Below are 25,689 nucleotides of genomic sequence, written 5' to 3' on the forward strand. Positions count from 1 at the left end.
ACGCTTGGTAAAACTGTGGAATGACCGCATTGCAGATCCCAAACGTATCCCTCAACGACGGCACCAGCATCCCCCAGCTCGGCTTCGGCGTCTTCAAGGTCGACCCGGCGGAGACCGAGCGCATCGTCTCCGACGCCCTCGAGGTCGGGTACCGCCACATCGACACCGCGAAGATCTACGGCAACGAGGAGGGCGTGGGCCGCGCCATCGCGAAGTCGGGCATTCCGCGCGAAGAGCTCTACATCACCACGAAGCTCTGGAACGACGAGCAGGGACGCGACACGCCCCGCGCCGCGATCGACGCGAGCCTCGAGCGCCTCGGCCTCGAGAAGGCCGACCTCTACCTCATCCACTGGCCGACGCCGAAGCAGAAGAAGTACGTCGAGAGCTGGGAGGCGCTCGTCGAGCTGCAGCAGGCCGGTCTCACCACGTCGATCGGCGTGTGCAACTTCTTCGAGTCGCACCTGCGCGACATCATCTCCGCAACGGGCGTGAAGCCGGTCGTCAACCAGATCGAGCAGCACCCGATCTTCCAGCAGCCGGAGCTCGACGCCTACCTGCAGGCCGAGGACATCAAGACCGAGGCGTGGGGCCCGCTCGGCCAGGCCAAGTACCCGCTCTTCGAGCTCGAGCCCGTCAAGGCCGCAGCGGATGCACACGGCAAGACGCCCGCACAGGTCGTCATCCGCTGGCACATCCAGAAGGGCAACATCGTGTTCCCGAAGACCACGTCGCGTGAGCGCATGGTCGAGAACGCTCAGGTCTTCGACTTCGAGCTGTCCGGCGCCGAGTACGACGCCATCACGGCGCTCGAGCGCGGCGAAGAGGGTCGCGTCGCGGCGCACCCCAACGAGGTGAACTAGCCTCCAGCAGGCAACAAGACGGCCGGCGCTCCCTCAGGGGACGCCGGCCGTCTCGCGTGCGCGCCGCATCCACACGGGGAATGCTGGCTCCTGGCGGCAGGAACCGGCATCTCTGGGGTGGCTCCAGCGAGTCGGGGCGGCACGAACCAGGGGGCCTGTCAAGCGACGTCGCCACCGAGTTCGTCGTCGATACCGTCGAGAGCATGAGTTCCCCCGCACCTGCTCACGACACCATCGAGCGCATCGCGCGGGAGCGGTTCGGGTGGGAGTCATTCCTCCCCGGCCAGAGCGACGCGATCCGCTCGGCGGCCGCGGGACGCGACACGCTGCTCGTGCTCGCGACCGGTGGTGGGAAGTCCGCGGTCTACCAGGTCGCGGGCGCTGCGCGCGGCGGCATCGTCCTCGTGGTCTCGCCGCTCATCGCCCTGCAGGCGGACCAGCGCGCGTCGATCGAGGCCGCCCCGGATGCCCCGGACGTCGTCGCCATCAACTCCTCTCGGGGCGCTGCCGCCGTGGCTCGCGCTTGGGAGCGCATCGACGAGGGTGGATCGCTCTACGTGCTCCTCGCGCCCGAGCAGCTCGCGGACGAGGACAACGTCGCCCGGCTCGCGGCGCAGGACGTGTCGCTGCTCGTCGTGGACGAGGCGCACTGCGTCTCCTCCTGGGGGCACGATTTCCGGCCGGACTACCTGCGGCTCGGCGACGTGCGCTCAGCACTCGGCGACCCGCCGGTGCTCGCGATGACCGCGACGGCCTCGAAGCCCGTGAGGGCAGAGATTGTCGAGCGGCTGCGGATGCAGGACCCGGATGTGCAGGTGCACGGCGTCGACCGCCCGGAGATCCGTCTCGTGGTGCAACGTCACGAGAGCGAGGACGACAAGCGGGCCGCCATCATCCTGGAGGCGCGCAGCTGGACCGCCCCCGGCCTCATCTACGTGGCCTCGCGCCGGGAGACCGAGGAATACGCGGCGGAGCTCGCCTCGGAAGGCCGCCACGTCGCCGCCTACCACGCAGGGCTCAAGGTCGCCGAGCGCCGAGCGGTCCAGGATCGGTGGCGCGACGGCGAGCTCGACGTGGTCGTCGCGACCTCCGCGTTCGGCATGGGCATCGACCGGGGTGACGTTCGCTTCGTGCTGCACGCCGCGACGACGGAGTCGCTCGACGCCTACTACCAGGAGGTGGGGCGCGCGGGCCGCGACGGCGAGCCGGCGACGGCCGTGCTGCACTACCGCGTCGAGGACCTCGCGCTACGGCGCTTCTTCGCGAAGCGCTCGGTCGACAAGGCCGGGTTGCAGGACCTCTGGCGCGCCATCAAGCGCAAGCCGGGCGCCAGCGTTCGAGAGCTCGCCGAGGCCGTCGATCGGCCCGCCAGAACCGTCTCGAGGCTCCTCAACCAGCTGGTGGACGCGGAGCTCGTCGATACGGCCGACGGAGTGCGTCCGCTGCGCAAGACCCGAGTCGATGTTGTCGTTCGGGCCGTCAAGGATGCGGTCGCCGCCAGGGGGCGCATCGCCGAATCGCGCCTCTCGATGATGCGCGCCTACGCGGAGGAGTCGCAGTGCCGCCGTCGGGTGCTGCTCGACTACTTCGGGGTGGACGGGCCGGAGTGGTGCGGCAACTGCGACGGCTGCGAGCGGCGCGAGGCCGCGGGAGATGCCGGAGTCGCTTCGGACGCTGCGGGCGCCGGCGGCCCCCGCGACGCGGGCTCGGGCGTCGAGAGCGCTCCTGACGCGCCGCTGTCCGTCGACGAACGCGTCGAGCACCGCGAATGGGGACCGGGCACGGTCGTCAGCGTGGAGGAGGACCGTGCGACGATCTTCTTCGAGTCGGAGGGGTACAAGGTCGTCGCGCTCGCGGCCCTTGACGCCGACGTGCTGCGCCAGGTGGAGACCGCCTGACGGGGGTGACGACGACGCGTCGCCGAGGAGTGCTTCACCTCGTTCCGCGAGGGACCGGAAGCAGCATCCGGAGCCGGTGCTCGGGCCGGGAGGCGCCCTGCGACGACTCGGCCGTCTAGTCGAGACCGCGAGCGATCGCCGCGAGGTCGCTCACTGAACCGTCGGCGATGACCCGGACGTGCTCGGTGATGGTCTCGATCGGCCAGTCCCACCAGGCGACGTCGATCAGCGCCTCGATGTCGGCGTCGTCGAAGCGCCGGCGGATGAGCGTGGCCGGGTTGCCGCCGACGATCCCGTAGTCGGGCACGTCCTTCGTGATCACCGACGCAGTGGAGATGATCGCCCCGTGCCCGATGCGCACGCCCGGCATGATCGTGACGTCGCCGCCGATCCAGACGTCGTTGCCGATGACGGTGTCGCCCCGGTTCGGCAGGTCGGTGACGAGGTCGAGGTGCTGCGCCCACGAGCCGCCCATGATCGGGAACGGGTAGGTTGACGGTCCCGACATGCGGTGGTTGGCGCCGTTCATGATGAACCGGGCGCCCGCCGCGATCGCGCAGAACTTGCCGATGATCAGACGCTCGGGCCCGTAGTGGTGGAGCACGTTGCGCGTCTGGAACGATGTCGGGTCGTCGGGGTCGTCGGAGTAGGTGAAGTCTCCGACGCTGATGAGCGGGCTTGTGATGAGCGGTTTGAGCAGGACAACGCGGTCCTGACCCTCGATGGGATGCAGCGTGTCGGGGTCGGGAGGGAGCGCGGGATCTGTCACGGGCCCAGCCTAGGTCTCCGCCTGTCTGGGCTTGCTGGTCCTGGAATATCGACCCTCGCCGCCTCGTTGCACCCCTGATGACCTCGAACTCGAACGACACCACCGAAACGCAGAAGACCGCGCTCGTCGTGGGAGCCTCCGGGATCACCGGCTCGGCCCTCGTGGATCGCCTGACCGAGGACGGCTGGGAGGTGCTCGCGCTCTCGCGCAGCGCCGCGAGCACCGACAGGGTGCGGGGCATCGCCGCCGACCTGCGCGACCCCGTGAGCCTCAAGGCGGCGCTGGCTTCCGAGACCCCGACGCATGTCTTCTTCACCGCGTGGCAGCGCCAGGCGACGGAGGCGGAGAACATCGCCGTGAACGGCGCCATGGTCCGCGACCTCCTGGCCGCGTTGGCGCACGCGCCCGTGCAGCACGCGGCCTTGGTCACCGGACTCAAGCATTACCTGGGCCCATTCGAGGCGTATGCGGCTGGCGAGATGCCGGACACCCCGTTCCGCGAGGAGTCCGAGCGGCTCGACACCCCGAACTTTCACTACGCGCAGGAGGACGAGCTGTTCGCCGCGGCCGCCCGCCAGCAGTTCACCTGGTCGGTGCATCGCTCGCACACCGTCATCGGGCACGCCGTCGGCAACGCCATGAACATGGGCCTGACGATCGCCGTGCAGGCCGCGCTCACGAAGCACCTCGGCGTGCCCTTCGTGTTCCCCGGCAGCGAGGCGCAGTGGAACGGCCTCACCGACATGACGGATGCGGGAGTCCTCGCCGAGCAGATGGTGTGGGCGTCCACCGAGCCTGCCGGCCAGAACGAGGCGTTCAACATCGTGAACGGCGACATCTTCCGCTGGCGGTGGATGTGGCCGCGCCTGGCGGAGCTGCTCGGGGTCCCGGCGGAGCAGGTCGTCGGGTTCGAGGGCGTGGCGCGCCCGCTCGAGGTGCAGATGGCGCAGCTCGAGCAGCACTGGCCGGCCGTCGTCGCCGACCACGACCTCGTCGAGTCCGACATCTCGCGGCTCGCATCCTGGTGGCACACCGACGCCGATCTCGGCCGCGAGATGGAGGTCGTCACTGACATGGGCAAGAGCCGCGACGCCGGCTTCCTCAGCTTCCGCCGAACCGACCAGGCCTTCGCCGACCTCTTCGAGCACTATCGCGCCGACCGCCTCATCCCCTGAGCCGCCGCTACCGCCAGCTGGGCAGCCAGTGGGTCAGCGACCAGTAGGAGGTCGAGATCATCTGCCCGGTCCACACGGGCCAGAACAGCACTGAGACGAGCGCCATGATGACGAGCAGCACCCCGACCGCGGAGACGCCGATCGTCCGAGACGTGCGCGGCGTCTCCCGGTCGCCGGCGATCGTCTGGACCACCACGAGCGACGCGAGGATCATGAACGGCAGGAACGCGATCGCGTAGAAGTGGAAGACGGCCTGGCGCTCGAGGTAGGCGAGCCAAGGGAAGTAGCCGGCGCCGTACCCGACGAGGATCGCGAAGTACTGCCATTTCGGCCGCAGGAAGCACATGATGATCAGGAACAGGATCGACACGGTGCCGAACCAGAAGATGATCGGGTTCGAGATCGACGTGATGGCCTCGACGCACTGATTGACGTCGCAGCCGGAGCCGTCACCCTTGCCGCTGTAGATGTAGCTGAACGCGGTCGGGCGGATGAGGAACGGCCACTCCTGCGGCCCCGACTGGTACGGGTGCTCGGCGCTCAGGCCGCGGTGGAAGTTGTACGCCTCCACCTGGTAGTGCCAGAGGCTCTGCAGGGGGAGCGGCACCCAGGACAGGAGCCCCGTCCAGGCGTTGCCTGCCTGCTCGGCCCAGTCGCGGTAGAAGCCACCGGTCGTCGTGAGCCAGCGGGTCCACGTGGCGAGGTAGGTGAGCACGGCAAGGGGCACGGTCAGGATGAACGAAACGGGGCCCTGCAGGAGGATCGCGGCCGACCCCCAGAACGTCACGCCGAGTCGCTTGCGCTCGATCATGTCGACGACGAGCGTGTAGACGCAGAAGGCGGCGAGGAAGTAGAGGCCCGACCACTTGACGGCGGAGGCGGCGCCGAGGGTGACGGCGGCGGCCATGAGCCAGGGGCGCCACCAGAGGCGCGGCCCCCAGTCGGGGCCCACCGGCTTCACATCCGGGGCGCGCGAGGTGGTCGTGGCCTTCGTCGGAACGGGCTCGCCCTCGAGCCCCTCCTCGGCGCGCCACGCCATGATCTTGGAGCGCAGCTTGCGCCGCTGGTCGTCGCGGTCGAGCAGCACGAACAGGAAGGCCAGCAGCACGAAGAACATGAGGATGCCGTCGAGGATCCCCACCCGCGACATGACGATCGCGTGCCCGTCGATGGCCAGCATGCCGGCGCCGATGGTGGCGAGCACGGGCGAGCGGAACAGCTTCTTCGCGATGACCCATAGGAGCGGCACGGCGAGGGTGCCGACGAGGGCCACGCCGAACCGCCAGCCGAAGGGGTTGTCGGCGCCGAAGACGAGCATCCCGAGCCCGATGATGTACTTGCCGAGCGGCGGATGCACGACGTACGACGGGTCGGTCGTGTAGCCGTTCGGGTCGCCCGCGTTGAACGCGTCGTTCGGGTTGTCGGGCCACTCGGCCTCGTAGCCGAGGTTGAGGAGCGTCCACGCGTCCTTCACGTAGAACGTCTCGTCGAAGATCAGGTAGTGCGCGCCGCCCAGGTTCCAGAACCGCAGGACGGCGGCGAGCAGCGTGACGATGCCGAGGAGGATCCACTCGGTGCGCACGCGGAGTCGCGGCGTGCTGGTGACGCGGGCCCAGAGGTCGTCGAAGACCGAGCCTCGCTCGACCTGGGCCCTCGGGGCAGGATCCGTCGCTGGCGAAGCGGAGTCGGCCGCCGGAGCCTCGACCTGAGCCGTCGCGGGGGCAGCCGCCGCGGGGGACGTGGCCGCCTCGTCTGGGGTTCCGGTCTCTGCTTGCTCGCTCACGCAAGCAATCGTAGGGGGCCATGCGCCCAGCGCGTGGGAGGATCGCAGCCATGATCATCCTCGCGGGCACCCCCATCGGGAACCTCGGTGACGCTTCGGCGCGTCTCATCGACACGTTCAAGAACGCGTCTCTCGTGGCGTGCGAGGACACCAGGTCGACGGCGAAGCTGCTCGGGATGCTCGGGGTCGAGAACCGTCCGAGGCTCGTCGCCCTGCACGAGCACAACGAGGACGAGCTGGCCAAGACGATCGTCGAGCAGGCGCGCGACTCCGACGTCGTGCTCGTGAGCGACGCCGGGATGCCGGGCATCTCCGACCCCGGGTACCCGATCGTCGCGCTCGCGGCGAAGGAGGGGGTGACCGTCACCAGTGTGCCCGGCCCGAGCGCCGTCATCACGGCGCTCGCGATCTCGGGGCTGCCCACCGACCGCTTCACGTTCGACGGCTTCCTGCCGCGCAAGGCGGGGGAGCGGGAGACGTTCCTCCGATCCCTCGCGAACCAGCCGCGCACGGTCGTGCTGTTCGAGTCGCCGCACCGCTTGGCGAGGACGCTCGCCGACATGGCCGCGATCTGGCCGGCCGACCGCCGCATCGCGGTGTGCCGCGAGCTGACGAAGCTCTATGAGGAAGTCAAGCGCGGCACGGCGGCCGAGCTCGTGCCCTGGGCCGAGGAGGGCGTGCGCGGCGAGATCGTGATCGTCGTCGAGGGGGCGGCACCCGCGGTCGTCGACGCCGCCGGCGCGCAGGCGATGGTCGCCGACCTCGTGGCAGGCGGGATGCGCCTCAAGGAGGCGGCCGCGCAGGTCGCCACGGAGACGGGCATGAGCAAGCGCGACCTCTACCAGGGGCACCTCGCGTCGTAACAGGGCCCAGCCGACAATAGGATGATCTCCATGGCTTCCGGCGAATCGTTCTACATCACGACACCGATCTTCTACGTCAACGACGTTCCCCACATCGGTCACGCGTACACGGAGGTCGCCGTCGACGCGCTCGCCAGGTGGCACCGCCAGCGCGGTGACACGACATGGCTGCTCACGGGAACCGACGAGCACGGCCAGAAGATCATGCGCTCGGCGCTCGCGAACAACGTCACCCCGCAGGCGTGGGCCGACAAGCTCGTCAGCGAGGCGTGGAAGCCCATGCTCGAGACCCTGAACATCTCGAACGACGACTTCATCCGCACGACCGACGAGCGTCACGAGACGCGCGTGCAGCGCTTCCTGCAGAAGCTCAACGACGCCGGCTTCATCTACGACGCCGAGTTCGAGGCGCTCTACTGCGTCGGCTGCGAGGAGTTCAAGCCCGAGTCGGAGATCGTCGCCGGCACCGGCCAGTACGAGGGCGAGAAGGTCTGCGCCATCCACTCGAAGCCGCTCGAGCTGCTGCAGGAGCAGAACTACTTCTTCAAGCTCAGCGACTTCCAGGAGCGCCTGCTCGCGCTCTACGAGGAGAACCCCGAGTTCATCCAGCCCTCGTCGGCGCGCAACGAGGTCATCTCGTTCGTGCGCTCGGGCCTCCGCGACCTCTCGATCTCCCGCACCACGTTCGACTGGGGCGTGAAGGTGCCGTGGGACGAGTCGCACGTCGTCTACGTGTGGTTCGACGCGCTGCTCAACTACATCACCGCCATCGGCTACGGCGACGACGAGTCGGAGCTCGAGAAGCTCTGGCCCGCGCACCACGTCGTGGGCAAGGACATCCTCCGCTTCCACGCCGTCATCTGGCCCGCCATGCTCATGGCCGCCGGACTCCAGGTTCCTGCCGGCATCTTCGCGCACGGCTGGCTGCTCGTCGGCGGCGAGAAGATGTCGAAGTCGAAGCTCACGGGCATCGCGCCGACCGAGATCACCGACGTCTTCGGCTCCGACGCGTTCCGCTACTACTTCCTGCGCGCCATCCACTTCGGCCAGGACGGCTCGTTCTCGTGGGAGGACCTGTCGGCCCGCTACCAGTCCGAGCTCGCGAACGGCTTCGGCAACCTGGCCTCCCGCGTCATCGCCATGGTCAACAAGTACTTCGACGGTGTCGTGCCGGAGCAGTCGACGCTCCTCGACTCCGAGCAGGTCATCATCGACCTCGCGACCGACGTCGCGGTGAAGGCCGACGAGGCGATGCTCGCCTTCGACATCGATGGTGCGCTCGCGCACATCTGGCGGCTCGTGGATGCGCTCAACGGCTACATCACGGAGCAGGAGCCGTGGGCGCTCTCGAAGCAGGGCGACGAGGGGCGCGCTCGCCTCGCCGCGGTGCTCGAGGTGACGACCCGCTGCCTCGGCCACCTCGCCGTGCTCCTCAACCCGTTCATCCCGATCGCCGCCGAGAAGCTGTGGTCCGCGATCGGCGGCGAGGGCGAGCTCGCCTCGACCCGCATCGCCAACGCCTACGCGCTGGTCGGCTCGCGACCGCTGAGCGAGCTGCCGCCGCTCTTCCCGCGCATCGAGCAGGAAGTCCAGCGCTGACGGTGCCCGAGTCGCAGCAGGGCCAGCAGGGCGAAGCCCAGCAGGGCGAGGCGGAGCGGGCGGCCGAGAAGCTGCGCCGCCGCTCGGCGACGAGCGAGTCGGGGCACACGCGCGTCCTCGCCTACCCGCCGTACCCCGAGGCGCTGGATGTGCCCTGCTACGACAACCACACGCACCTCGAGATCGAGGACGGCGAGGAGGACGAGCGCCTGTCGCTCGACGAGCACCTCGACGCCGCCGTCGCTGCGGGAGTGAAGGGCGTCGTCCAGGTCGGGAACGACATGCCCTCGAGCCGGTGGTCGGCCCGCATCGCCGCGACGAACGAGCGAGTGCTCGCCGCGGTGGCCCTGCACCCGAACGTGGTGCCCGAGCTCGCCGCAGCTGGCACCCTCGACGAGGCAATCGCCGAGATCGACCGCCTCGCGGCCGAGCCGCGCGTGCGCGCCATCGGCGAGACGGGGCTCGACTACTTCCGCACGCCGGAGAAAGCTGACCAGCTGCTGCAGGTCGACGCGTTCGAGCGGCACATCGAGCTCGCGAAGCGGCACGGCATCGCCATGCAGATCCACGACCGGGACGCGCACGACGACGTCATCTCGACGCTCAAGCGCGTCGGTGCCCCGGAGCGCACTGTCTTCCACTGCTTCTCCGGTGACGCCGACATGGCCCGCATCGCGGCCGACGAGGGGTGGTACCTCTCGTTCGCCGGGACGGTGACGTTCAAGAACGCGGCCACGCTGCGGGAGGCGCTCACGGTGACGCCCCTCGACCGCATCCTCGTGGAGACCGACGCGCCATTCCTCACCCCCGTCCCATTCCGTGGACGCCCGAACGCGCCCTACCTCATCCCCGTGACGCTGCGAGCGATGGCCGAGCACCTCGACGTGCCGGTCGACGAGCTCAGCGCGCAGATCAGCGCGAATACCGAGGCTGTCTACGGCAGCTGGAACCTGTCGGGCGACGCACCCGCCGCCGCATCCACCCAGAGAGATTCCGCATGAGCGTGAGCCTGCTTGGCGCCAACGAGATCCGCGAGCTCGCAGCCGAGCTCGACGTGACCCCCACGAAGAAGCTCGGGCAGAACTTCGTGCACGACCCCGGCACGGTGCGGCGCATCGTGCAGACCGCGAAGGTCCGCCCCGGCGAGCACATCCTCGAGGTCGGGCCCGGTCTCGGATCGCTGACGCTCGGCCTGCTCGAGACGGGCGCGAGCGTCACCGCCATCGAGATCGACGAGCGCCTCGCCGCCCGACTGCCGCAGACGGTCGCCGACCACGCGCCCGGCGCGCAGCTCGACGTGATCGTCTCCGACGCCCTCCAGGTGCAGGATGTGCCGGGCGAACCGGTCGCGCTTGTCGCGAACCTGCCGTACAACGTGTCCGTGCCCGTGCTGCTGCACCTCCTCGAGCGGCTGCCGTCGCTCGAACGCGGCGTTGTCATGGTGCAGGCCGAGGTGGGGGAGCGCATCGTCGCGGGCCCCGGCTCGAAGGTCTACGGATCGCCGAGCGTGAAGGCCGCCTGGTATGGCTCCTGGACGAGCGCCGGCCTCGTGGGTCGCAAGGTGTTCTGGCCTGTGCCGAACGTCGACTCCATCCTCATCTCCTACACGGAGCGTGACACACCGCGCGGCTCCGAGGAGCTGCGCCGCAAGGTGTTCCGCATCGTCGACGCCGCCTTCGGGCAGCGGCGCAAGATGCTGCGACAGGCGCTCTCCCCGCTGCTCGGCGAGAACGCAGCGGCGACCTCCCTCGTCCTGGAGGCATCGGGGATCGACCCGACGGCCCGCGGTGAGACGGTCGGCATCGACGACTACGTGCGCCTCGCGGAGGCCTGGCAGCCCGAGGCCTGAGGCCTGCGTCAGCGAGGAGCCAGACGACGAGAGCTCTTCGGGCCTCGGGCCTGACGCGCACCGGCTGAGATCTCCGCCATTTCGCCGCATCTTCGCGGGGACTCGTGCAGACTACGAGGACAGCACCACAACGAGGTCGGTGCCCCGGAGCTAGGCGAGGGATTGGGCATGGGCGAGTCCGCCGCGGCTGACGCAGACGTTCCGCTGCCGTCCCGCCGCGCGCGCATGCTGACGATCGGTGCGATCGTCGTGCTGCTGGCGCTCGCCGCGGGCTGGGTGGTCCTCGCCTTCACCGGTGACGGTGACACCTCTTCGACGGACGTGGTGAGCGAGTCGACGCTCCCCGGCTACCCGACCCGTGGTGCCGAGGCGAAGCTCGACGAGCAACGGCCACTGGTTGCTGCGGCCGATGCCTGGCGCGACTATGCCGACGGCGACACCCTTCAACTCCCGGAGGGGCAGGCCATCGAGCTCCTCTGGGCGGGAGACGTCGACTCGACGAAGGTCGGCACCTCATCCGTGCGCGCCTCGTTCTCCGCGCGGCTCGTGATCCTCCGATCGGACAACGCGGTCGCCGCGCTCGTCCGCCCGCTCGACGGCGCGGGCAGCGGCGACGACACGGCCTACTCGGTGCTCGGCACCTCCTCGATCGCGACGGCCCGCTACGAGCGCGGTTTCACCGTCGCGACGGGCGTGCTGCTCTTCAACGAGCGGATGCAGCGGGGCACGTCACTCGAGACCGTCACCTTCGCCGCGGGGGCGGCTCCCTCGCTCGGTGAGACATCCACCTCGGACGGACTCCTTCTGCTCGCAACCCGTTCGCTGCTGCGGATCCCGGATGCGGGCGGTTCGGGGATCGACGTGGTCGAGGGCTTCGCCTACGTGCATCCCAGCTCGGGCCTCACGCTCCTGCAGACGGAGGACGCCGACGGGGACTGGTCCGCCGTCATCGACGCTGAGCGGGGGAACGCGAGATTCGCGGCGCTCTCGCGGGGCATCATCACGGCTCGGGAGGAGGAGAAGGGCCGCCGTCTGCGCGCCTCGATCCTCGACGACCAGACCATGCCGTCCGGCGCCCCGCTTTCGCTCGTCGAGGTGGCGCACCTCGAGAGCCAGGGGAGCGGGTCCGGTGTCCTCTGGGCGGTGGTCGTCGCAACACGCGACGACGACGATCCGACGCTGCTCGGTGCAGGTCCCGTCGCGAGTCCCGTGAACGGGGCGCCGCAACTTCCCGTCATCGCCGCGAAGTGGCTGCGTGACGACGGCGTGGACGTGCTTGTTGTCGCCGGCTCCAAGGGAATCACCTCGTTCGAGGTCGAGGCGTCCGGCGGCACGACGAGCCGGAACGGCTCGAGCGGCGTCCTCGAACGCGCAGCCCTCGCGCTCACCTGGGAAGACGATCCCGAGAACAACGTGACGCGTCCGGCCCTGGTGGTCGTCGGCAGGTGCGGGGCCGGCCCAGTGCAGCCGCTCGAGCCGGTCAGCTGAGCGCAGACCTCGCGGGGACTGATTGGATGACAGTCATGAACACGCAGAGCGTCACGAACCTGCCCTGGAACGACGGGCAGTGGACCAACGAGCCGGTGTCCGCAGAAGTCGTCGACGGCGACCTCCTCGTCACGGCCGTCGAGGGCAGCGACGCCTGGCGCACAACCTCCTACGGGTTCATCCACGACACCGAGCATGCGCTCCTGAGTGACCTCGAGCAGGATTCCGCCGTCGAGGTGGAGTTCCTCGTCGACTTCAGCGAGCAGTTCGACCAGGCGGGCATCTTCCTGCGGAGCGACGAGACGACGTGGATCAAGGCCGGCATCGAGCTCAGTGACGGGCAGGAGCAGCTGGGTGCGGTCGTGACCAGGGGCGAGTCGGACTGGTCGCTCGCGCCTGTTCCCGACTGGGGTGGCCGCCGCGTCACGGTGCGGGCGAGCCGCGCCGGCAACGCGGTCACGATCCGCGCCCGAGTCGACGCTGAGTCGTGGCGGCTCGTGCGAGTGGCGCCGCTGGCTCCGGATGAGCGTGTTCAGGCCGGGCCGTTCTGCTGCGCGCCGTCTCGCAGCGGCCTGACCGTGCGCTTCCTGGCCTGGCGCATGACGCCCGCTGACGCCTCGCTGCATCCGTGAGGGTTCGCGGCGATGGCAATCGCAGTATCGTTGGCGCCCTCCCGCCGGGCCCACGCCAGCCGCTCGACATCTGACCCCGAGACCGGAAACCGGAAACCGGAGACCGGAACCCCGCGATTGGAGACCGGAATCCGGCGGTCTGGGCCCTTACCCCGCAAGTTCGAGAGACAGCGCGAAGATCTGCGTCCACGCCTCTTCGCCGTGCTCGAGCTCGGGGCGGCGCTCGAAGCCGAGCTGCTCGAGGAGGCGCTGCATGGCGACGTTCTCCTCGGCCACGTACGTGTCGATGCCCGTCGCGAGGTGCAGGTCGGCCCACGTGATGGCGGCCCGCGTCACTCGGGTGCCGATGCCGTTGCCGCGCAGCTCCGGCGCGACCCAGAGCTCGTCGAAGACCAGCTCGGCGCCGACTCCGTCGAGGTCGCCGGAGAGGGTGGCGGTGGCGACGACTCGTGTGCCGTCGAAGGGGATGGCGTGGAACTCCACGCGGTCGGCGCCTGCTCGGGTGGTGGTCACACGGACGGCGTTGCCGATCGACGTGTGCAGCCCGAGGCTCATTGCGGCGCCAGCCTGCCCGTCTCGACGCGCTGCTGGCACATGAAGTTCAGGCCTGTCGTCGTGTGTGTCATCTTCATGCTCCTTCCACGGTCGGGGGTCGTGCGGTCCGCTCCTGGGTGGGGCGGGCTTGTGCTCGCGCTAGGTACCGTACGCCTCACTTCGCGGGGCGCGCATCCAGTGTTGCGTCAGAAGTCCTCCGGGGGCGGCAGGTGAAGCGCCAGCCGTCACACAGTGATGCGCGGTTCCTAGTCTGCGAGGCATGACTCACGAGAACCCGCCGTTTGCCATCGCCGTCGAAGCGGGCAGCGAAGGCGTCAGCCCGACCCGCATCCGCGCGGCGATCGCCGCCCTCGAGCGCTTCGGCGTGACGATCGCGACGTTCGAGGACGCAGGCTTCCCCGAGCTCGGCGAGACGGCTCCGCGACTGGATGCGGTCACGCAGGCCGCGTTCGCCGCCCCGCTCTCCGGCGCGACCGGGCTCGTCCCGCTCGTGCGTGTCACGGGGGTCGAGCCGTTCCACCTCGCAACGCAGCTCGCGACCCTCGACTACGCCTCGCACGGCCGAGCCGGCTGGATCGGCGAGGTCGACGGCGGCGCGCTCGAGGCCGCGGCGTTCGACCGGGCGCCGCTCCACGGACCGGAATCGCGCCGCGCCGAGCTCGACGACACCATCGAGGTGCTCGGTCGCCTGTGGGACTCGTGGGAGGACGACGCCGTCATCCGCGACACGGCGACGGGCCGCTACCTCGACCGCAACAAGCTGCACTATGCCGATTTCGAGGGCGCACGCTTCAGCGTGAAGGGGCCGTCCATCATCCCGCGCCCGCACCAGGGGCTCCTGCCGACGTTCGCGGTCTCCGGCTCGGCCGCGCCTGAGCTCATCGACGTCGCGCTGATCCGCGAGCGAACAGTCCTCGAGGCGAGTGCCGCCGCCGGGCAGGCGGACACCCAGGGAATCGAGCGCACGGTCGTCGAGGTCTCGTTCGCGCTCGATGCGCGGGGAAGCGCTGCGGTCGAACGTGTCGGGAACCGGGCGTCTGACACCGAAGCGGCGGGGCGCATCCACTACTCGGGCGACTCCGCTGGCCTCGCCGAGCTCATCACCGAGGTGGCCTCGTTCGCGAACGGCGTGCGCCTGCTGCCGGCCGACTTCGGCGTCGACGTGCAGGAGCTGGGCCGTGCCGTGCTCCCGAGCCTGCGCCGCGCCGGTGTCTTCGCCTCGCCGCGGTCCGGCGAGCATCTGCGGGACGCCCTCGGGCTCGCGCACCCCGTCAACCGCTACGCCGCCACGGCACTCTGAACGCGAAGGATCACGACGATGACACAGCACAGCACGGGCGCGACTCGGCCATCGGTGAGCGCCGAGGGCTCCGGCCAGATCCAGTTCGGCGTCTTCTTCCAGGGCGTGAACTCGACGACCATCTGGTCGAGCGAGCAGAGCGGCTCACAGACCGAATTCGAGTCGTTCCGCCGCATCGCGCAGACCGCTGAGCGCGGCCTCTTCTCGGCGTTCTTCCTCGGCGAGGGTCTTCGCCTGCGCGAGCACCTCGGCAAGATCCACGACAACGACGTGGCCGGGCGACCGGATGGCATCACTCAGCTCGCCGCGCTTGCCCCCATCACCGAGAAGATCGGCCTCGTCGCAACGCAGAACACGACCTACAACGAGCCGGCCGACCTCGCGTACCGCCTCGCGAGCCTCGACCTCCTTAGCGAGGGGCGCGCCGCGTGGAACATCGTCACGACCGACAACGCGTGGACCGGCGCCAACTTCCGCCGCGGCGGGCACCTCGCCCACGAGCACCGGTACGACCGCGCTGCTGAGTTCGTTCGGGCGGCCAAGCAGCTGTGGGCGAACCGGGGCGGCGTCGACTTCGACGGCGAGTTCATCCGCTTCGTCTCCGAGCGTGTCCTCCCGCAGAGCCCGCAGTCTCGGCCCGTGCTGTTCCAGGCCGGCGACTCGAGCCAGGGGCGCGACTTCGGCGCCGAGCACGCCGACGTCATCTTCTCCGCGCATCCCGAGCTGGAGGGCGCGACCGCGTTTGCCGCCGACCTGCGCGAGCGGCTCACGAAGTTCGGTCGTGCCCGCGACGAGCTCGCATTCTTCCCCGGCGCGACCATCGTCGTCGGCGGGACGCCGAAGGAGGCCGAGGAGAAGGCGCGCTGGGTGCGCGAGCACCAGATCTCGCCCGCGACGTCCCTGCGCTATCTGGAGCAGTTCTGGGGCAAGGATCTCTCGCACCTCGACCCAGACGGACCGCTGCCCACCGAGGACCCGGTGGTCGCCGTCACCGACGGCACCCGTGGCACCGCGTTCCAGAACGCGAAGGCGCTTGAGCTCGCGCAGCAGTGGCGCGAGAAGTCCGAAGCGCTCGGCCTCTCCATCCGCGACTTCGTCATCCACCTGTCCTCGCAGCGCGGATTCGTCGGCAGCGTCGACGAGGTCGCCGACACGCTCACGGAGCTGGCCCGGAGCGGGGCGGTCACTGGCATCAACCTGACGCCGTACCTCGTGCCGTCCGGCCTCGACGACATCGTCGACGAGCTCATCCCAGCTCTGCAGGAGCGTGGCTCGTACCGCACCGAGTACCCGGGAACCACGTTGCGCGAGAACCTCGGACTGCCGGCGGTCGTCGAGGACCTGGTGCCCGCGGGCGCGTGAGGTCGCGTTCACCGCGCCGGCCGTCGTGCCGTCAGCCGGGGAATAGGCGAGCGCGTCGCTTGCGGCGTCGCACCCGGCAGGCCACGTGACCCCGTGCAACGCCCGAGCACGCGGACCCGCCGCCTTTCGCCCAGGATGAGGGCATGACTTCGCTTCGCGACGAGACCGTGGCCCTCCTGCAGCAGCTCATCCGCGCCGAGACCGTCAACGACGGCGCGCTCGCCTCCGGCAACGAATGGCGCGCCGCAGCGGTGCTCGAGGCGTTCTTCGCCGGCAGCGGCGTCGAGCTGACGCGCGTCGAGCCGTTCCCGGGACGCGTCTCGGTGGTCGCTCGTCTCGCGGGCACGGACCCCGCGGCGGAATCGCTGGCGCTTGTCGGGCACACCGACGTCGTTCCGGTGAAGGCGGCCGACTGGGTGCATCCGCCGCACTCGGGTGAGCTCATCGACGGTGAAGTGTGGGGCCGAGGCGCCGTCGACATGCTGTTCCTCACCGCCTCGTACGCGGTCATCTTCAAGCGGTTCGCGACGAGCGGATTCGCGCCAACCGGTGATCTCGTCTTCGCGGCCGTCGCCGACGAGGAGCAGGGGAGCCGAGCTGGCGTCGGCTGGTTCTCCGAGAACGACTGGGCGACGATCGCCGCAGACAACGTGCTCACCGAGTGGGGCGGCGCGCGACTCGGCGGAGTCGGCAGCACCGCCATCACGGTGGGCGTCGGCGAGAAGGGCGCTGCTCCGCGTCGCATCGTCGTGCGCGGCGACGCGGCGCACGCGTCTGCTCCCTGGGGGCGCTCGAACGCCGCCGTGACGCTCGCCAAGGTCGTCGATCGCCTGCAGGCCGTGGCCCCGGCACCGCGCATCAGCGAGCAGTGGCTTGAGACGCTTGCGGCGCTCGAACTGCCCGCCGGACTCAGCGCTCGTCTCGCCGACCCGGCCACGATCGACGACGCCATCGACGAGCTGAGCGCGCATCCCGAGCTGGGTGAGCTCGTCCCGTTCGTGCACGCCTGGACCCACACGACCGTCGCCGTGACGATCGTCGAAGCTGGCTCGAAGGTCAACGTGATTCCCGACAGCGGGTCGATCTCGCTCGACATCCGCGTGCTGCCCGGTGTCACCGAGGAGGACGTCGCGGCACACCTCGCGGCGATCGCAGCCGATTTCTCCGGCCTCGTCAGCGTCGAGGGCGACTGGTTCTCGCCGGCCAACGAATCGGCGACGACCACCCGCCTCTACACGCAGATCGAGCAGACCCTCGCCGAGTTCGTGCCCGGAGCGAAGCCCGCGCCGATCCTCGGCGTCGGCGGCTCCGACGCCCGCTTCTACCGGCTGCACGGCGCCAACGCGTTCGGCTTCGGTATCCTCAGCCCCGAGCTGACCTTCTCCGTCGCGCGCAACCGCTTCCACTCCGCCAACGAGCGCCTCGACCTCGACTCGATCGACCTCACGGTGCGCGGCCTCGACCACGTCGTCAGGAACTTCCTCTCAGCGTGAGGCTTGACCTTGACGTTGCGTCAACTTCTAGGGTCGTTCTCGAGCGGTTCGCTTCTCCCGAAGATCGGGGGAGCCGCTCGTACGATCTGGGAGAGGATGCGGTCATGGAGTGGTCGATCGGCGAGGTGGCGAAGCAGTCGGGCGTGACCTCGCGCACGCTGCGGCACTACGAGAGCATCGGCCTGCTGCTCCCGAGCAGCACGCGCGCAAATGGCTACCGCTACTACGACGAGGCCGCGCTGGTGCGACTGCAACGCATCCTGTTGCTTCGTGAGCTCGGGGTCGGCCTCAGCGCCATCGCCGATGCGCTTGCCGGGCGGAGCGACGACGTCGCTGCGCTCGAGACGCACCTCGGCTGGCTGAACGACGAACGCAGCCGCCTCACGACGCAGATCGGATCGGTGCGCGCGACTCTCGCCGCACTCCGAGGGAAGGAGACGCTCATGCCTGAGCAGATGTTCGACGGATTCGACCACACGCAGTACAAGGACGAGGTCGAGGAGCGCTGGGGCGCCAAGGCGTACGCCGACGGCGACACCTGGTGGCGTGGTCTCGGCGAGGAGGGCAGGCAGGGGTTCTTGGAGGAGCAGACGCGGATCCAGGATGCGTTCAGCGCGGCCCAGACTGCAGGTCACGGCCCAGACGGCGACGAGGCGCAGGCGGCGGCGGCCCGCCAGTTCGACTGGGTCAAGGCCGGTTGGAACGGGGAGGCCCCGAGCGCGGAGGCGTTCGCGGGTCTCGGCGAGATGTATGTCGCAGATGAGCGGTTCGGCAAGAACTACACGCGCGTGCACGCCACGGGCGCCGAGTTCGTGCGCGACGCGATGCGCGTCTACGCCGAGCGCAACCTCGCGTAGGGCGAGTGCCGGCCCCGCGAGTTGCCGCAAAGAGTCGCCATTCGTCGCGAATGGCGGCCCTTTGCGGCAACTCGCGAGGTGTCTCGGAGGGGCGAGCTCAGGCTACGCTTCGAGCACCTCGGAGAGCTCGAGCCAGCGCTCTTCGAGGGCGTCGACCTCGGCCGCGAGCGCCTGGCGCTTGGCCGTGATGACGCCGAGCCCTTCGTAGTCGCCCTGGTCGTGGGCGGCGAGCTCCGCGTCGACCTTTTTCATCGACTGCTCGATCTTCTGGATCTTCCTCGTGATGCCCTGCACCTCCTTCTCTGCCGAGCGGCGGTCGGCGCCTCCCAGAGAGAGTCCGGCTGAGGCGGGTGCGGAGGACGACGACGAGCCGCTGGCCGCCGCATCCGTCGTGCTGGAGAGCGTGGCGGGTGCTGAGCCTTTGAGGCTGTTCGAGCGCAGCTCGAGGTACTGGTCGACGCCGCCGGGGAGGTGGCGGAGGCCGCCGTCCCACACCGCGTACTGCTGGTCGGTGACGCGCTCGAGCAGGTACCGGTCGTGCGAGACGACGAGGAGGGTGCCAGGCCACGTGTCGAGGAGGTCCTCCATGGCGGCGAGCATGTCGGTGTCGAGGTCGTTGGTGGGCTCGTCGAGGATGAGCACGTTCGGCTCGTCGAGCAGGATGAGGAGCAGCTGCAGGCGGCGGCGCTGGCCACCCGAGAGGTCCTTGACGGGGGTCTGCAGCTGTGTGGTCGTGAAGCCGAGGCGCTCGAGCAGCTGCGACGGCGTCATCTCCTTGCCGCCGGACACGTAGCTCGACTTCTGGCGGGCGACGACCTCGCGGACGCGGTCGTTCTGGTGCTCGTCGAGCTCGGCGAGGCGCTGCGAGAGGGTCGCGATCTTGACGGTCTTGCCGCGCTTGACCTTGCCGCTCGTGGGCTCGAGGCTGCCGGCGACGAGGTTGAGCAGGGTCGACTTGCCGGCGCCGTTGACGCCGAGGATGCCGGTGCGCTCGCCGGGCGCGATGCGCCACTCGATGTCGCGCAGCACTTCCTTGTCGCCGAAGGTCACGCCCACGTCGAGGAGGTCGACGACGTCCTTGCCGAGGCGGGCGGTCGCGAGCTGGGACAGCTCGACGGGGTTGCGCACGGGCGGCTCGTCCTCGATGAGCTGCGTGGCCGCCTCGATGCGGAACTTCGGCTTCGCCGTGCGGGCGGGGGCGCCGCGGCGCAGCCAGGCGAGCTCCTTGCGCATGAGGTTCTGGCGCTTCGACTCGATGGCGGCGGACTGGCGGTCGCGTTCGACGCGTTGCAGGATGTACGCCGCGTAGCCGCCCTCGAACGGGTCGAGCACGCGGTCGTGCACCTCCCACGTGGTCTGGCACACCGCATCCAGGAACCACCGGTCGTGGGTGACGACCACGAGCCCGCCCTGGTTCTTGGACCAGCGGGAGTTGAGGTGCCCCGCGAGCCACGCGATGCCCTCGACGTCGAGGTGGTTCGTGGGCTCGTCGAGCATGATGATGTCGTCGTCGCCGATGAGCAGGGCGGTGAGGGCGACGCGCCGCTGCTGTCCGCCGGAGAGGTCGCCGATCTTGTCGGTCCACTCGAGGTCGCCGGCGAGGCCGTTGACGACGTCGCGGATCTTCGCGTCGGAGGCCCAGTCGTGGTCGTCCATGTCGCCGACGATGGCTTGCTTGACGGTGAGCTCGGGGTCGAGGGTGTCTGCCTGGTCGAGCATCCCGACGCGCACGCCGCGCCGCCGCGTGACCTTGCCGCCGTCTGGCTGGATGCGGTCGGCGAGCAGCTTGAGGAGGGTCGACTTGCCGTCGCCGTTGCGCCCGACGATGCCGATGCGGTCGCCCTCTTGGATGCCGACGGAGACGCTGTCGAAGACGACTCGGGTCGGGAACTCGAGGTGGAGCGCTTCCGCGCCGAGGAGATGGGCCATCAGACCAGCTTAAGGCCGGGGTAGCCCGGCGCCCGCCGAGAAAGGGGGGTCGGAGCTCAGTGCGCCGGGTCGTCCATCCGGAGGGAGAGGGCGCGCAGGGCCGTCGCCAGGTCGTCTCGGGTCTCCAGATCGAGCTCGGCGAGCAGCTCGCGCTCGGCGGCGACGAGGCGGGTGAGCGCCTCGTCGACGAGGTCGCGCCCGTCGACGGTCATGGTGACGAGGATGCCGCGCCCATCGTTGGGGTCGACCTCGCGGGTGACGAGGCCGCGGCCCACGAGCCGGTCGATGCGGTTCGTCATGGTGCCGCTCGAGACGAGGTTCGAGGCGAGCAGGTGCTTGGGGCTGAGGCGGTGCGGGGATCCGGCGCGGCGCAGGGCCGAGAGGACATCGAACTCCCAGAGCTCGAGGCCCGTCTCGGCGAAGGCCGCCTTGCGGAGGGCGTCGAGCTGCTTCGCGATGCGCTTCACGCGAGAGAAGATGCGCAGCGGGTCGACGTCGAGATCCGGGCGCTCCCGCGACCAGTCGCGCACGATCGTGTCGACGGTGTCGACCGGATGCGTGGCATACACGGGGCGGCCGCCCGCGTTCAGCTCACCCGCGTCGCGCGAGAAGTCGCGCTGCTGAGCTGCACGTCCGGGGGCATCCATACCCCCATTATGGCGAGTCCCGCGGTCCGGGGGCGACGCGCCGACGGGGAGCACGGCCACCGCCGAGCACTCGCGGGGTCTCCCGCCTACGAGTTGGGGTGGTGGGCATCCACTTCACGCTTCGTCACGACGAGCCCCGTCTCGGCATTGACGGGCGCCGACGTGTGCTCGTGCGCAATGACCCACTCGCCCTTGTGCTGCACGAGCGCCCACGTGAGTCGGTTGTCCATCCATTCGAGCTCACCCTCGGGGCTGTGCCACGAGTAGCGCACGTAGCTCTCCACGACGATGACGTCGTGGTCGCCGTATGCGCGCAGGTCTGTGAACGTCGCGGAGTGCGTGCCCGACTCGATGGAGCCGAACCATTCGCCGATCGAGTCCCCCCAGGTGCCGGCCCCCTCGTGGGACCAGGTGCTCCACAGGTCGAAGACCCGGACGTCTGGTGCGTAGAGCGACATGATCGCGGTCTTGTCGCGCCCCGTGACGGCGGCCGAGTACGTGTCGGTGAATCGATTCGCGACGGCGAGGGCTTCGGACATGACGCCTCCTTGGGTCTTGTGATCCGCCAGTCTGGCGCACTCACCTCCACACCACCACCGTGGCAAGCGCGCGGCCCTCCCGGTTCTGGCACAATTGGCGAGTGCGCGCGTGAGCGGGCACGTTCCTCCTTGGTGTAACGGCAGCACGACAGCCTTTGGAGCTGTTAGGTCCAGGTTCGAATCCTGGGGGAGGAGCGGCGCGGGGGTGCTGCATGCCACCGTGGACCGTGATGGCGTTCGCATCGCGGCGCCCACAACGAGGAGGATCTGTGACCGATCGAGAACTCGCAATCGTCATCCTGGCGGCTGGCCAGGGAACACGGATGCGCTCAAGCACCCCGAAGGTGCTGCACCGACTCGGAGGCATTCCCCTCGTCGGGCACGTGCTGCACACCGCCGCCGAGCTCGGCCCTGCGCACACCGTCACCGTGGTCCGCCACGATCGTGACCGCGTCGTCTCAGCCATCCAGGACCTGGCTCCAGACACGCAGTTCGCGGACCAGGACGACGTTCCCGGCACCGGGCGGGCACTCGAGGTGGGCCTTGAATCGCTGCCCGCGGACTTCGACGGTGTCGTCGTCGTCCTCTCCGGCGACGTGCCCCTGCTCGACTCGGGCACGATCGCCCGCATGGTCGAGCAGCACCGTCACGCGAAGAACCAGCTCACCCTCCTGAGCGCGTTCGTGCAGGAGCCGGCAGGCTTCGGGCGCATCGTCCGCTCGTCCGGCGGCGACTTCGACGAGATCGTCGAGCACAAGGACGCGAGTGAGGAGCTGCTGCGCATCTCCGAGATCAACGCGGGCGTGTACGCGTTCGACGCCCGCACGGTCCGTCAGGTGCTGAGCCGCATCGACGACTCGAACTCGCAGCGCGAGAAGTACCTCACCGACGCGGCGAAGCTCATCAAGGCGGATGCGGGGCGCATCGAGGCGATCGCCGTCACCGACCCGGAGATCGTGCAGGGCATCAACGACCGGGTGCAGCTCGCGGAGGCGCAGCGCTACTACAACGCTCGGCAGATCCGGCACTGGCAGCTCGAGGGCGTCACCGTGCACGACCCGGCGACGACCGTCATCGAGGGCAACGTGTCGCTCGGGCGCGACGTGGAGCTGCTGCCCGGCACGCAGCTGCGCGGGGCGACCTCGGTCGCCGACGGCGCCATCATCGGGCCTGACACCACGCTCGTCGACTGCGAGGTCGGCGAGGGGGCCGTCGTGAAGCGCACCGACGCGACGCTGAGCGTCATCGGGGCCGGCGCATCCGTGGGCCCGTGGGCCTACCTGCGCCCGAACACGATCCTGGGTGCCGGCGGCAAGATCGGCACGTTCGTGGAGACGAAGAACGCGCAGATCGGCGACGGCTCGAAGGTGCCGCACCTCTCCTACATCGGCGACACCGAGGTCGGCGTCAACTCGAACGTCGGAGCCGGCACGATCACCGCGAACTACGACGGCGTGAACAAGCACCGGACGACCGTTGGCGACAACGTGCGCTCCGGCTCGCACAACGTCTTCGTCGCCCCGGTTAGGATTGGCGACGGCGCTTACACCGGGGCTGGGACGGTGGTCCGCAAGGACGTCCCAGCGGGTGCACTCGCCATCAACGTCGCACCTCAGCGCAACGCCGAGGGGTGGGTGCTCAAGAACCGAGCGGGCACCGCCGCGGCCGAGGCCGCTGAGGCTGCCTCGTCGCGCGAATCAGAACCGAACGCGTAACAACAGAGCAAGCACAGGAAACGGGCGGTACAGCGTGTCTGGCATCATCACCTCCACTGAGAAACGACTTGTTCTCGTCTCCGGCAGGGCTCATCCCGAGCTGGCCGAAGCAGTCGCGGCAGAACTCGGCATCGAGCTCGGGGAGACCGAGTCGCGCACCTTCGCGAACGGCGAGATCTACGCTCGCTACGGGGAGAGCATGCGAGGGGCCGACGTGTTCGTGCTCCAGTCGCATTGCCCGCCAATCAACGAGTGGCTGATGGAGCAGCTCATCATGCTCGACGCGCTCAAGCGTGCGTCGGCGAAGCGCATCACGGTCGTGGCTCCCTTCTACCCGTATGCGCGTCAGGACAAGAAGGGTCGCGGCCGTGAGCCGATCTCGGCCCGCCTCGTCGCCGACCTCTTCAAGGCCGCTGGCGCCGACCGCATCATGTCGGTCGACCTGCACGCGCCGCAGGTGCAGGGCTTCTTCGACGGCCCCGTCGACCACCTGTTCGCCATGCCGGTTCTGCTCGAGCACTTCCGTCAGAAGCTCGACCCGGCGACGCTCACCGTCGTGTCGCCCGACATGGGCCGCGTGCGCGTCGCCGACGTCTGGAGCGACCAGCTGGATGCGCCGCTCGCGATCATCCACAAGCGCCGTGACCCGAAGGTTGCGAACCAGGTGAGTGTGCACGAGATCGTCGGTGACGTCGAGGGCCGCGTGTGCCTGCTCGTCGACGACCTCATCGACACCGGTGGAACCATCGTCAAGGCCGCGGAGGCTCTCAAGGCCGCCGGCGCGATCGGTGTCGTGGTGGCCGCGACGCACGCCGTCTTCTCGCATCCGGCCGTCGAGCGTCTCAGCTCGGACGCCATCGACGAGGTCGTCGTCACCGACACGCTGCCGCTCCCGCCCGAGAAGCGATTCGACAAGCTCACGATCCTGCCGATCGCGCCGACCCTCGCTCGCGCGATCACCGAGGTCTTCACGGACGGCTCGGTCACGTCGATGTTCGACGGCGCCGCGTAAGCGGACGAGCCTCCAGAACGCAGAGACGCCCCGGCGGAACCACTCGGTTCGGCCGGGGCGTCTGGCGGTTGTGCTGCTGTGAGCGATTCTTGGTGTTCCCGGGCGTTGCTCTCAGAGCGCGACGTCCAGTTCCACCGGCCCGCCTTCGTGGGGTCCGCCACACTGCGCCGTCCCGCCGACGCGGGTCCAGTCGACGTCTGACTCTGTGGTGCCGAGAACCGTCCCATCGGCGGTCCGGGCGGTGATCGTGATCGACTCGGGTGTATCCATCCCGATGGCGAGCGCCCACCGCGTGTCGGTGACCGCGGTCGCAGGGAACTCGTAGGCCTCGATGGCACCGGGCGGGCTCGTGGGAGTCGCTGTGGGTCTCGGCGCTTTCCAACAGGTCTCTTCTCCGCAGACCTCCATGGTCTCGATGATCGCGATCGCTGCAGCGGGCCCGGTGAACTGCACGTCGACCCGATTCGTCCAGCCGATGTCCGTGCAGGCATTCGTGAATGTCGCGCATCCGCTGAGCAGAGCGGCAACCGCTAGGCCCATCAGCGTGCCGCTGAGGTGGGTCCGTTGTTGTGTCTTCACGAGGTCAGGGTAGCGGCCGTACGATTCGGCCGCGGCTTGTCGCTTGCGGCCCCTGCTACGGACTACCGGAGGCGTTCGAGCGGGTTCGCCGCGAGCTTGCGGAGCAGCCCGCCGTCGACGAGCCTGCGAGCTGAAGTCGTCGGCTTTCGCGACGCCTGGTCGGTGACGCACCTGCCGAACTCGGCGGCGAGGGTGCCGCGCGGGTGCGCCGTGAGGACTTCCCGCAGGAACGCCTCGGGCAGCGCGTCAGGTTGGCTGCCCGTGATGTCGAGGCCGGTGGCGCGCTCGAGCAGGTACGCCTCGAGATCGAGTTCGGGGTCGACGCTCGGCCAGTTGTGCCGCACGATGACGTCGAGAACGCGGCGGCGACGCTCAGCGGGCCACCCGGCGCCGGTTGTCAGGGCGACGGCGACGTGCCCGCCCGCGTGCTCGTACGAGACGGTGTGGTTGTCGTACTCGGTCACCGTTCCGAGGTCGTGCAGGACGGCGGCCACGTAGAGGAGCTCGTGGTCGATGCCGGTGCGGCCCTCGGCCGCCGCGATGCCCTCGGCCCACAGCCACGACCGCAGGGCATGCGCGGTGATGGCGGCCGACTGGTATTCGGTGGCCAGCTCGAGGGCACCGCGAGCGGCAGCCGTGTCCGGCACAGGGAAGTCAGCGATGCGCATGGCCAACTGTCGCACAGTGGGAGGGTCGTGTCGTGAGGGGCTGTCACTCTTGCCGAGAGGGGCCCGTCCGATGACTTGGCGTCACCGGACGGGCCCCGCCGTGGTGCTCAGCCG

At 69.5% G+C, this 25,689-nt stretch carries 23 protein-coding genes and 1 tRNA gene; 16 read left to right on the forward strand and 8 right to left on the reverse strand.

Going from position 1 to position 25,689, the window contains the following annotated elements; translation table 11 throughout:
- Positions 1-29: 29 nt before the first annotated feature.
- Together ABVF28_RS13800 and ABVF28_RS13805 are read left to right on the forward strand one after the other, a co-directional pair.
- Positions 30-863, forward strand: a complete 834-nt coding sequence (locus tag ABVF28_RS13800; RefSeq protein WP_219819814.1) for an aldo/keto reductase — start codon at positions 30-32, stop codon at positions 861-863.
- A 203-nt stretch (positions 864-1,066) separates the two neighbouring features.
- On the forward strand, positions 1,067-2,761 hold the full coding sequence (locus tag ABVF28_RS13805; RefSeq protein WP_371030912.1) for a RecQ family ATP-dependent DNA helicase: 1,695 nt from the start codon (positions 1,067-1,069) through the stop codon (positions 2,759-2,761).
- Positions 2,762-2,876: 115 nt separating this feature from the next.
- On the opposite strand, the gene ABVF28_RS13810 is transcribed toward ABVF28_RS13805, so the two are convergent.
- Positions 2,877-3,530, reverse strand: coding sequence for a CatB-related O-acetyltransferase (locus tag ABVF28_RS13810; protein ID WP_371030913.1), 654 nt, complete (start codon positions 3,528-3,530; stop codon positions 2,877-2,879).
- Positions 3,531-3,607: 77 nt separating this feature from the next.
- Here ABVF28_RS13810 and ABVF28_RS13815 point away from each other — a divergent pair, with 77 nt between their 5' ends.
- A complete protein-coding gene (locus ABVF28_RS13815) occupies positions 3,608-4,705 on the forward strand; it encodes an SDR family oxidoreductase (RefSeq protein WP_371030914.1) in 1,098 nt (365 codons plus the stop codon).
- Positions 4,706-4,712: 7 nt separating this feature from the next.
- Here the strand turns inward: ABVF28_RS13815 and ABVF28_RS13820 are convergent, their stop codons facing one another.
- The gene (locus ABVF28_RS13820; RefSeq protein WP_371030915.1) at positions 4,713-6,488 is read right to left on the reverse strand and encodes a dolichyl-phosphate-mannose--protein mannosyltransferase; all 1,776 of its coding nucleotides are present in this window, start codon (positions 6,486-6,488) and stop codon (positions 4,713-4,715) included.
- A 50-nt stretch (positions 6,489-6,538) separates the two neighbouring features.
- On the opposite strand from ABVF28_RS13820, the gene rsmI reads away from it, so the two are divergent.
- From rsmI to ABVF28_RS13850, 6 genes are all read left to right on the forward strand, one after another.
- Complete coding sequence (gene rsmI / locus ABVF28_RS13825) at positions 6,539-7,351, forward strand: 16S rRNA (cytidine(1402)-2'-O)-methyltransferase (RefSeq protein WP_371030916.1); 813 nt, start codon at positions 6,539-6,541, stop codon at positions 7,349-7,351.
- 30 nt (positions 7,352-7,381) lie between these two features.
- Positions 7,382-8,950 carry a methionine--tRNA ligase gene (metG, locus tag ABVF28_RS13830; protein WP_179556394.1) on the forward strand — a complete coding sequence of 523 codons (1,569 nt, stop codon included), beginning with the start codon at positions 7,382-7,384 and terminating at the stop codon, positions 8,948-8,950.
- Between the two features lie 71 nt (positions 8,951-9,021).
- Positions 9,022-9,951 (forward strand): TatD family hydrolase, encoded by a 930-nt coding sequence (locus ABVF28_RS13835; protein WP_371030935.1) that lies wholly within the window; start codon positions 9,022-9,024, stop codon positions 9,949-9,951.
- The gene (gene rsmA / locus ABVF28_RS13840) at positions 9,948-10,799 is read left to right on the forward strand and encodes a 16S rRNA (adenine(1518)-N(6)/adenine(1519)-N(6))-dimethyltransferase RsmA (protein ID WP_371030917.1); all 852 of its coding nucleotides are present in this window, start codon (positions 9,948-9,950) and stop codon (positions 10,797-10,799) included. Before ABVF28_RS13835 ends, rsmA begins: the two co-directional genes overlap by 4 nt.
- Before the next feature lie 168 nt (positions 10,800-10,967).
- Entirely contained in the window at positions 10,968-12,287 is a 1,320-nt protein-coding gene (locus tag ABVF28_RS13845) for a hypothetical protein (protein ID WP_371030918.1), read from the forward strand.
- 35 nt (positions 12,288-12,322) lie between these two features.
- Positions 12,323-12,919, forward strand: coding sequence for a DUF1349 domain-containing protein (locus ABVF28_RS13850; RefSeq protein ID WP_371030919.1), 597 nt, complete (start codon positions 12,323-12,325; stop codon positions 12,917-12,919).
- Between the two features lie 147 nt (positions 12,920-13,066).
- Here the strand turns inward: ABVF28_RS13850 and ABVF28_RS13855 are convergent, their stop codons facing one another.
- The gene (locus ABVF28_RS13855) at positions 13,067-13,474 is read right to left on the reverse strand and encodes a GNAT family N-acetyltransferase (protein ID WP_371030920.1); all 408 of its coding nucleotides are present in this window, start codon (positions 13,472-13,474) and stop codon (positions 13,067-13,069) included.
- Positions 13,475-13,733: 259 nt separating this feature from the next.
- Here ABVF28_RS13855 and ABVF28_RS13860 point away from each other — a divergent pair, with 259 nt between their 5' ends.
- From ABVF28_RS13860 to ABVF28_RS13875, 4 genes are all read left to right on the forward strand, one after another.
- A complete protein-coding gene (locus tag ABVF28_RS13860; RefSeq protein WP_371030921.1) occupies positions 13,734-14,774 on the forward strand; it encodes an LLM class flavin-dependent oxidoreductase in 1,041 nt (346 codons plus the stop codon).
- An 18-nt stretch (positions 14,775-14,792) separates the two neighbouring features.
- A complete protein-coding gene (locus tag ABVF28_RS13865; RefSeq protein ID WP_371030922.1) occupies positions 14,793-16,136 on the forward strand; it encodes an LLM class flavin-dependent oxidoreductase in 1,344 nt (447 codons plus the stop codon).
- A gap of 143 nt (positions 16,137-16,279) precedes the next feature.
- Positions 16,280-17,629, forward strand: a complete 1,350-nt coding sequence (locus ABVF28_RS13870; RefSeq protein WP_371030923.1) for a M20/M25/M40 family metallo-hydrolase — start codon at positions 16,280-16,282, stop codon at positions 17,627-17,629.
- A 104-nt stretch (positions 17,630-17,733) separates the two neighbouring features.
- Positions 17,734-18,486 carry a MerR family transcriptional regulator gene (locus tag ABVF28_RS13875; protein ID WP_371030924.1) on the forward strand — a complete coding sequence of 251 codons (753 nt, stop codon included), beginning with the start codon at positions 17,734-17,736 and terminating at the stop codon, positions 18,484-18,486.
- A 102-nt stretch (positions 18,487-18,588) separates the two neighbouring features.
- On the opposite strand, the gene ABVF28_RS13880 is transcribed toward ABVF28_RS13875, so the two are convergent.
- From ABVF28_RS13880 to ABVF28_RS13890, 3 genes are all read right to left on the reverse strand, one after another.
- Positions 18,589-20,415, reverse strand: coding sequence for an ABC-F family ATP-binding cassette domain-containing protein (locus ABVF28_RS13880; RefSeq protein ID WP_371030925.1), 1,827 nt, complete (start codon positions 20,413-20,415; stop codon positions 18,589-18,591).
- Positions 20,416-20,471: 56 nt separating this feature from the next.
- The gene (locus tag ABVF28_RS13885) at positions 20,472-21,062 is read right to left on the reverse strand and encodes a MarR family winged helix-turn-helix transcriptional regulator (protein WP_371030926.1); all 591 of its coding nucleotides are present in this window, start codon (positions 21,060-21,062) and stop codon (positions 20,472-20,474) included.
- Between the two features lie 86 nt (positions 21,063-21,148).
- Entirely contained in the window at positions 21,149-21,601 is a 453-nt protein-coding gene (locus ABVF28_RS13890; protein ID WP_371030927.1) for a nuclear transport factor 2 family protein, read from the reverse strand.
- A gap of 123 nt (positions 21,602-21,724) precedes the next feature.
- On the opposite strand from ABVF28_RS13890, the gene ABVF28_RS13895 reads away from it, so the two are divergent.
- The 3 genes from ABVF28_RS13895 (at position 21,725) to ABVF28_RS13905 (ending at position 24,328) form a co-directional block, all read left to right on the forward strand.
- Positions 21,725-21,796 (forward strand) — tRNA-Gln (locus ABVF28_RS13895).
- Between the two features lie 74 nt (positions 21,797-21,870).
- The gene (glmU, locus tag ABVF28_RS13900; RefSeq protein WP_104312383.1) at positions 21,871-23,316 is read left to right on the forward strand and encodes a bifunctional UDP-N-acetylglucosamine diphosphorylase/glucosamine-1-phosphate N-acetyltransferase GlmU; all 1,446 of its coding nucleotides are present in this window, start codon (positions 21,871-21,873) and stop codon (positions 23,314-23,316) included.
- 34 nt (positions 23,317-23,350) lie between these two features.
- Positions 23,351-24,328, forward strand: a complete 978-nt coding sequence (locus ABVF28_RS13905) for a ribose-phosphate diphosphokinase (RefSeq protein ID WP_104312382.1) — start codon at positions 23,351-23,353, stop codon at positions 24,326-24,328.
- Between the two features lie 111 nt (positions 24,329-24,439).
- Here ABVF28_RS13905 and ABVF28_RS13910 read toward each other — a convergent pair whose 3' ends face one another.
- Positions 24,440-24,907, reverse strand: coding sequence for a hypothetical protein (locus ABVF28_RS13910; protein ID WP_371030928.1), 468 nt, complete (start codon positions 24,905-24,907; stop codon positions 24,440-24,442).
- A 62-nt stretch (positions 24,908-24,969) separates the two neighbouring features.
- On the reverse strand, positions 24,970-25,575 hold the full coding sequence (locus ABVF28_RS13915) for an HD domain-containing protein (protein ID WP_371030929.1): 606 nt from the start codon (positions 25,573-25,575) through the stop codon (positions 24,970-24,972).
- Between the last annotated feature and the right edge of the window lie 114 nt (positions 25,576-25,689).

The sequence above is a fragment of the Pseudoclavibacter sp. JSM 162008 genome (assembly GCF_041366455.1).
Classification (GTDB): Bacteria; Actinomycetota; Actinomycetes; order Actinomycetales; family Microbacteriaceae; genus Pseudoclavibacter.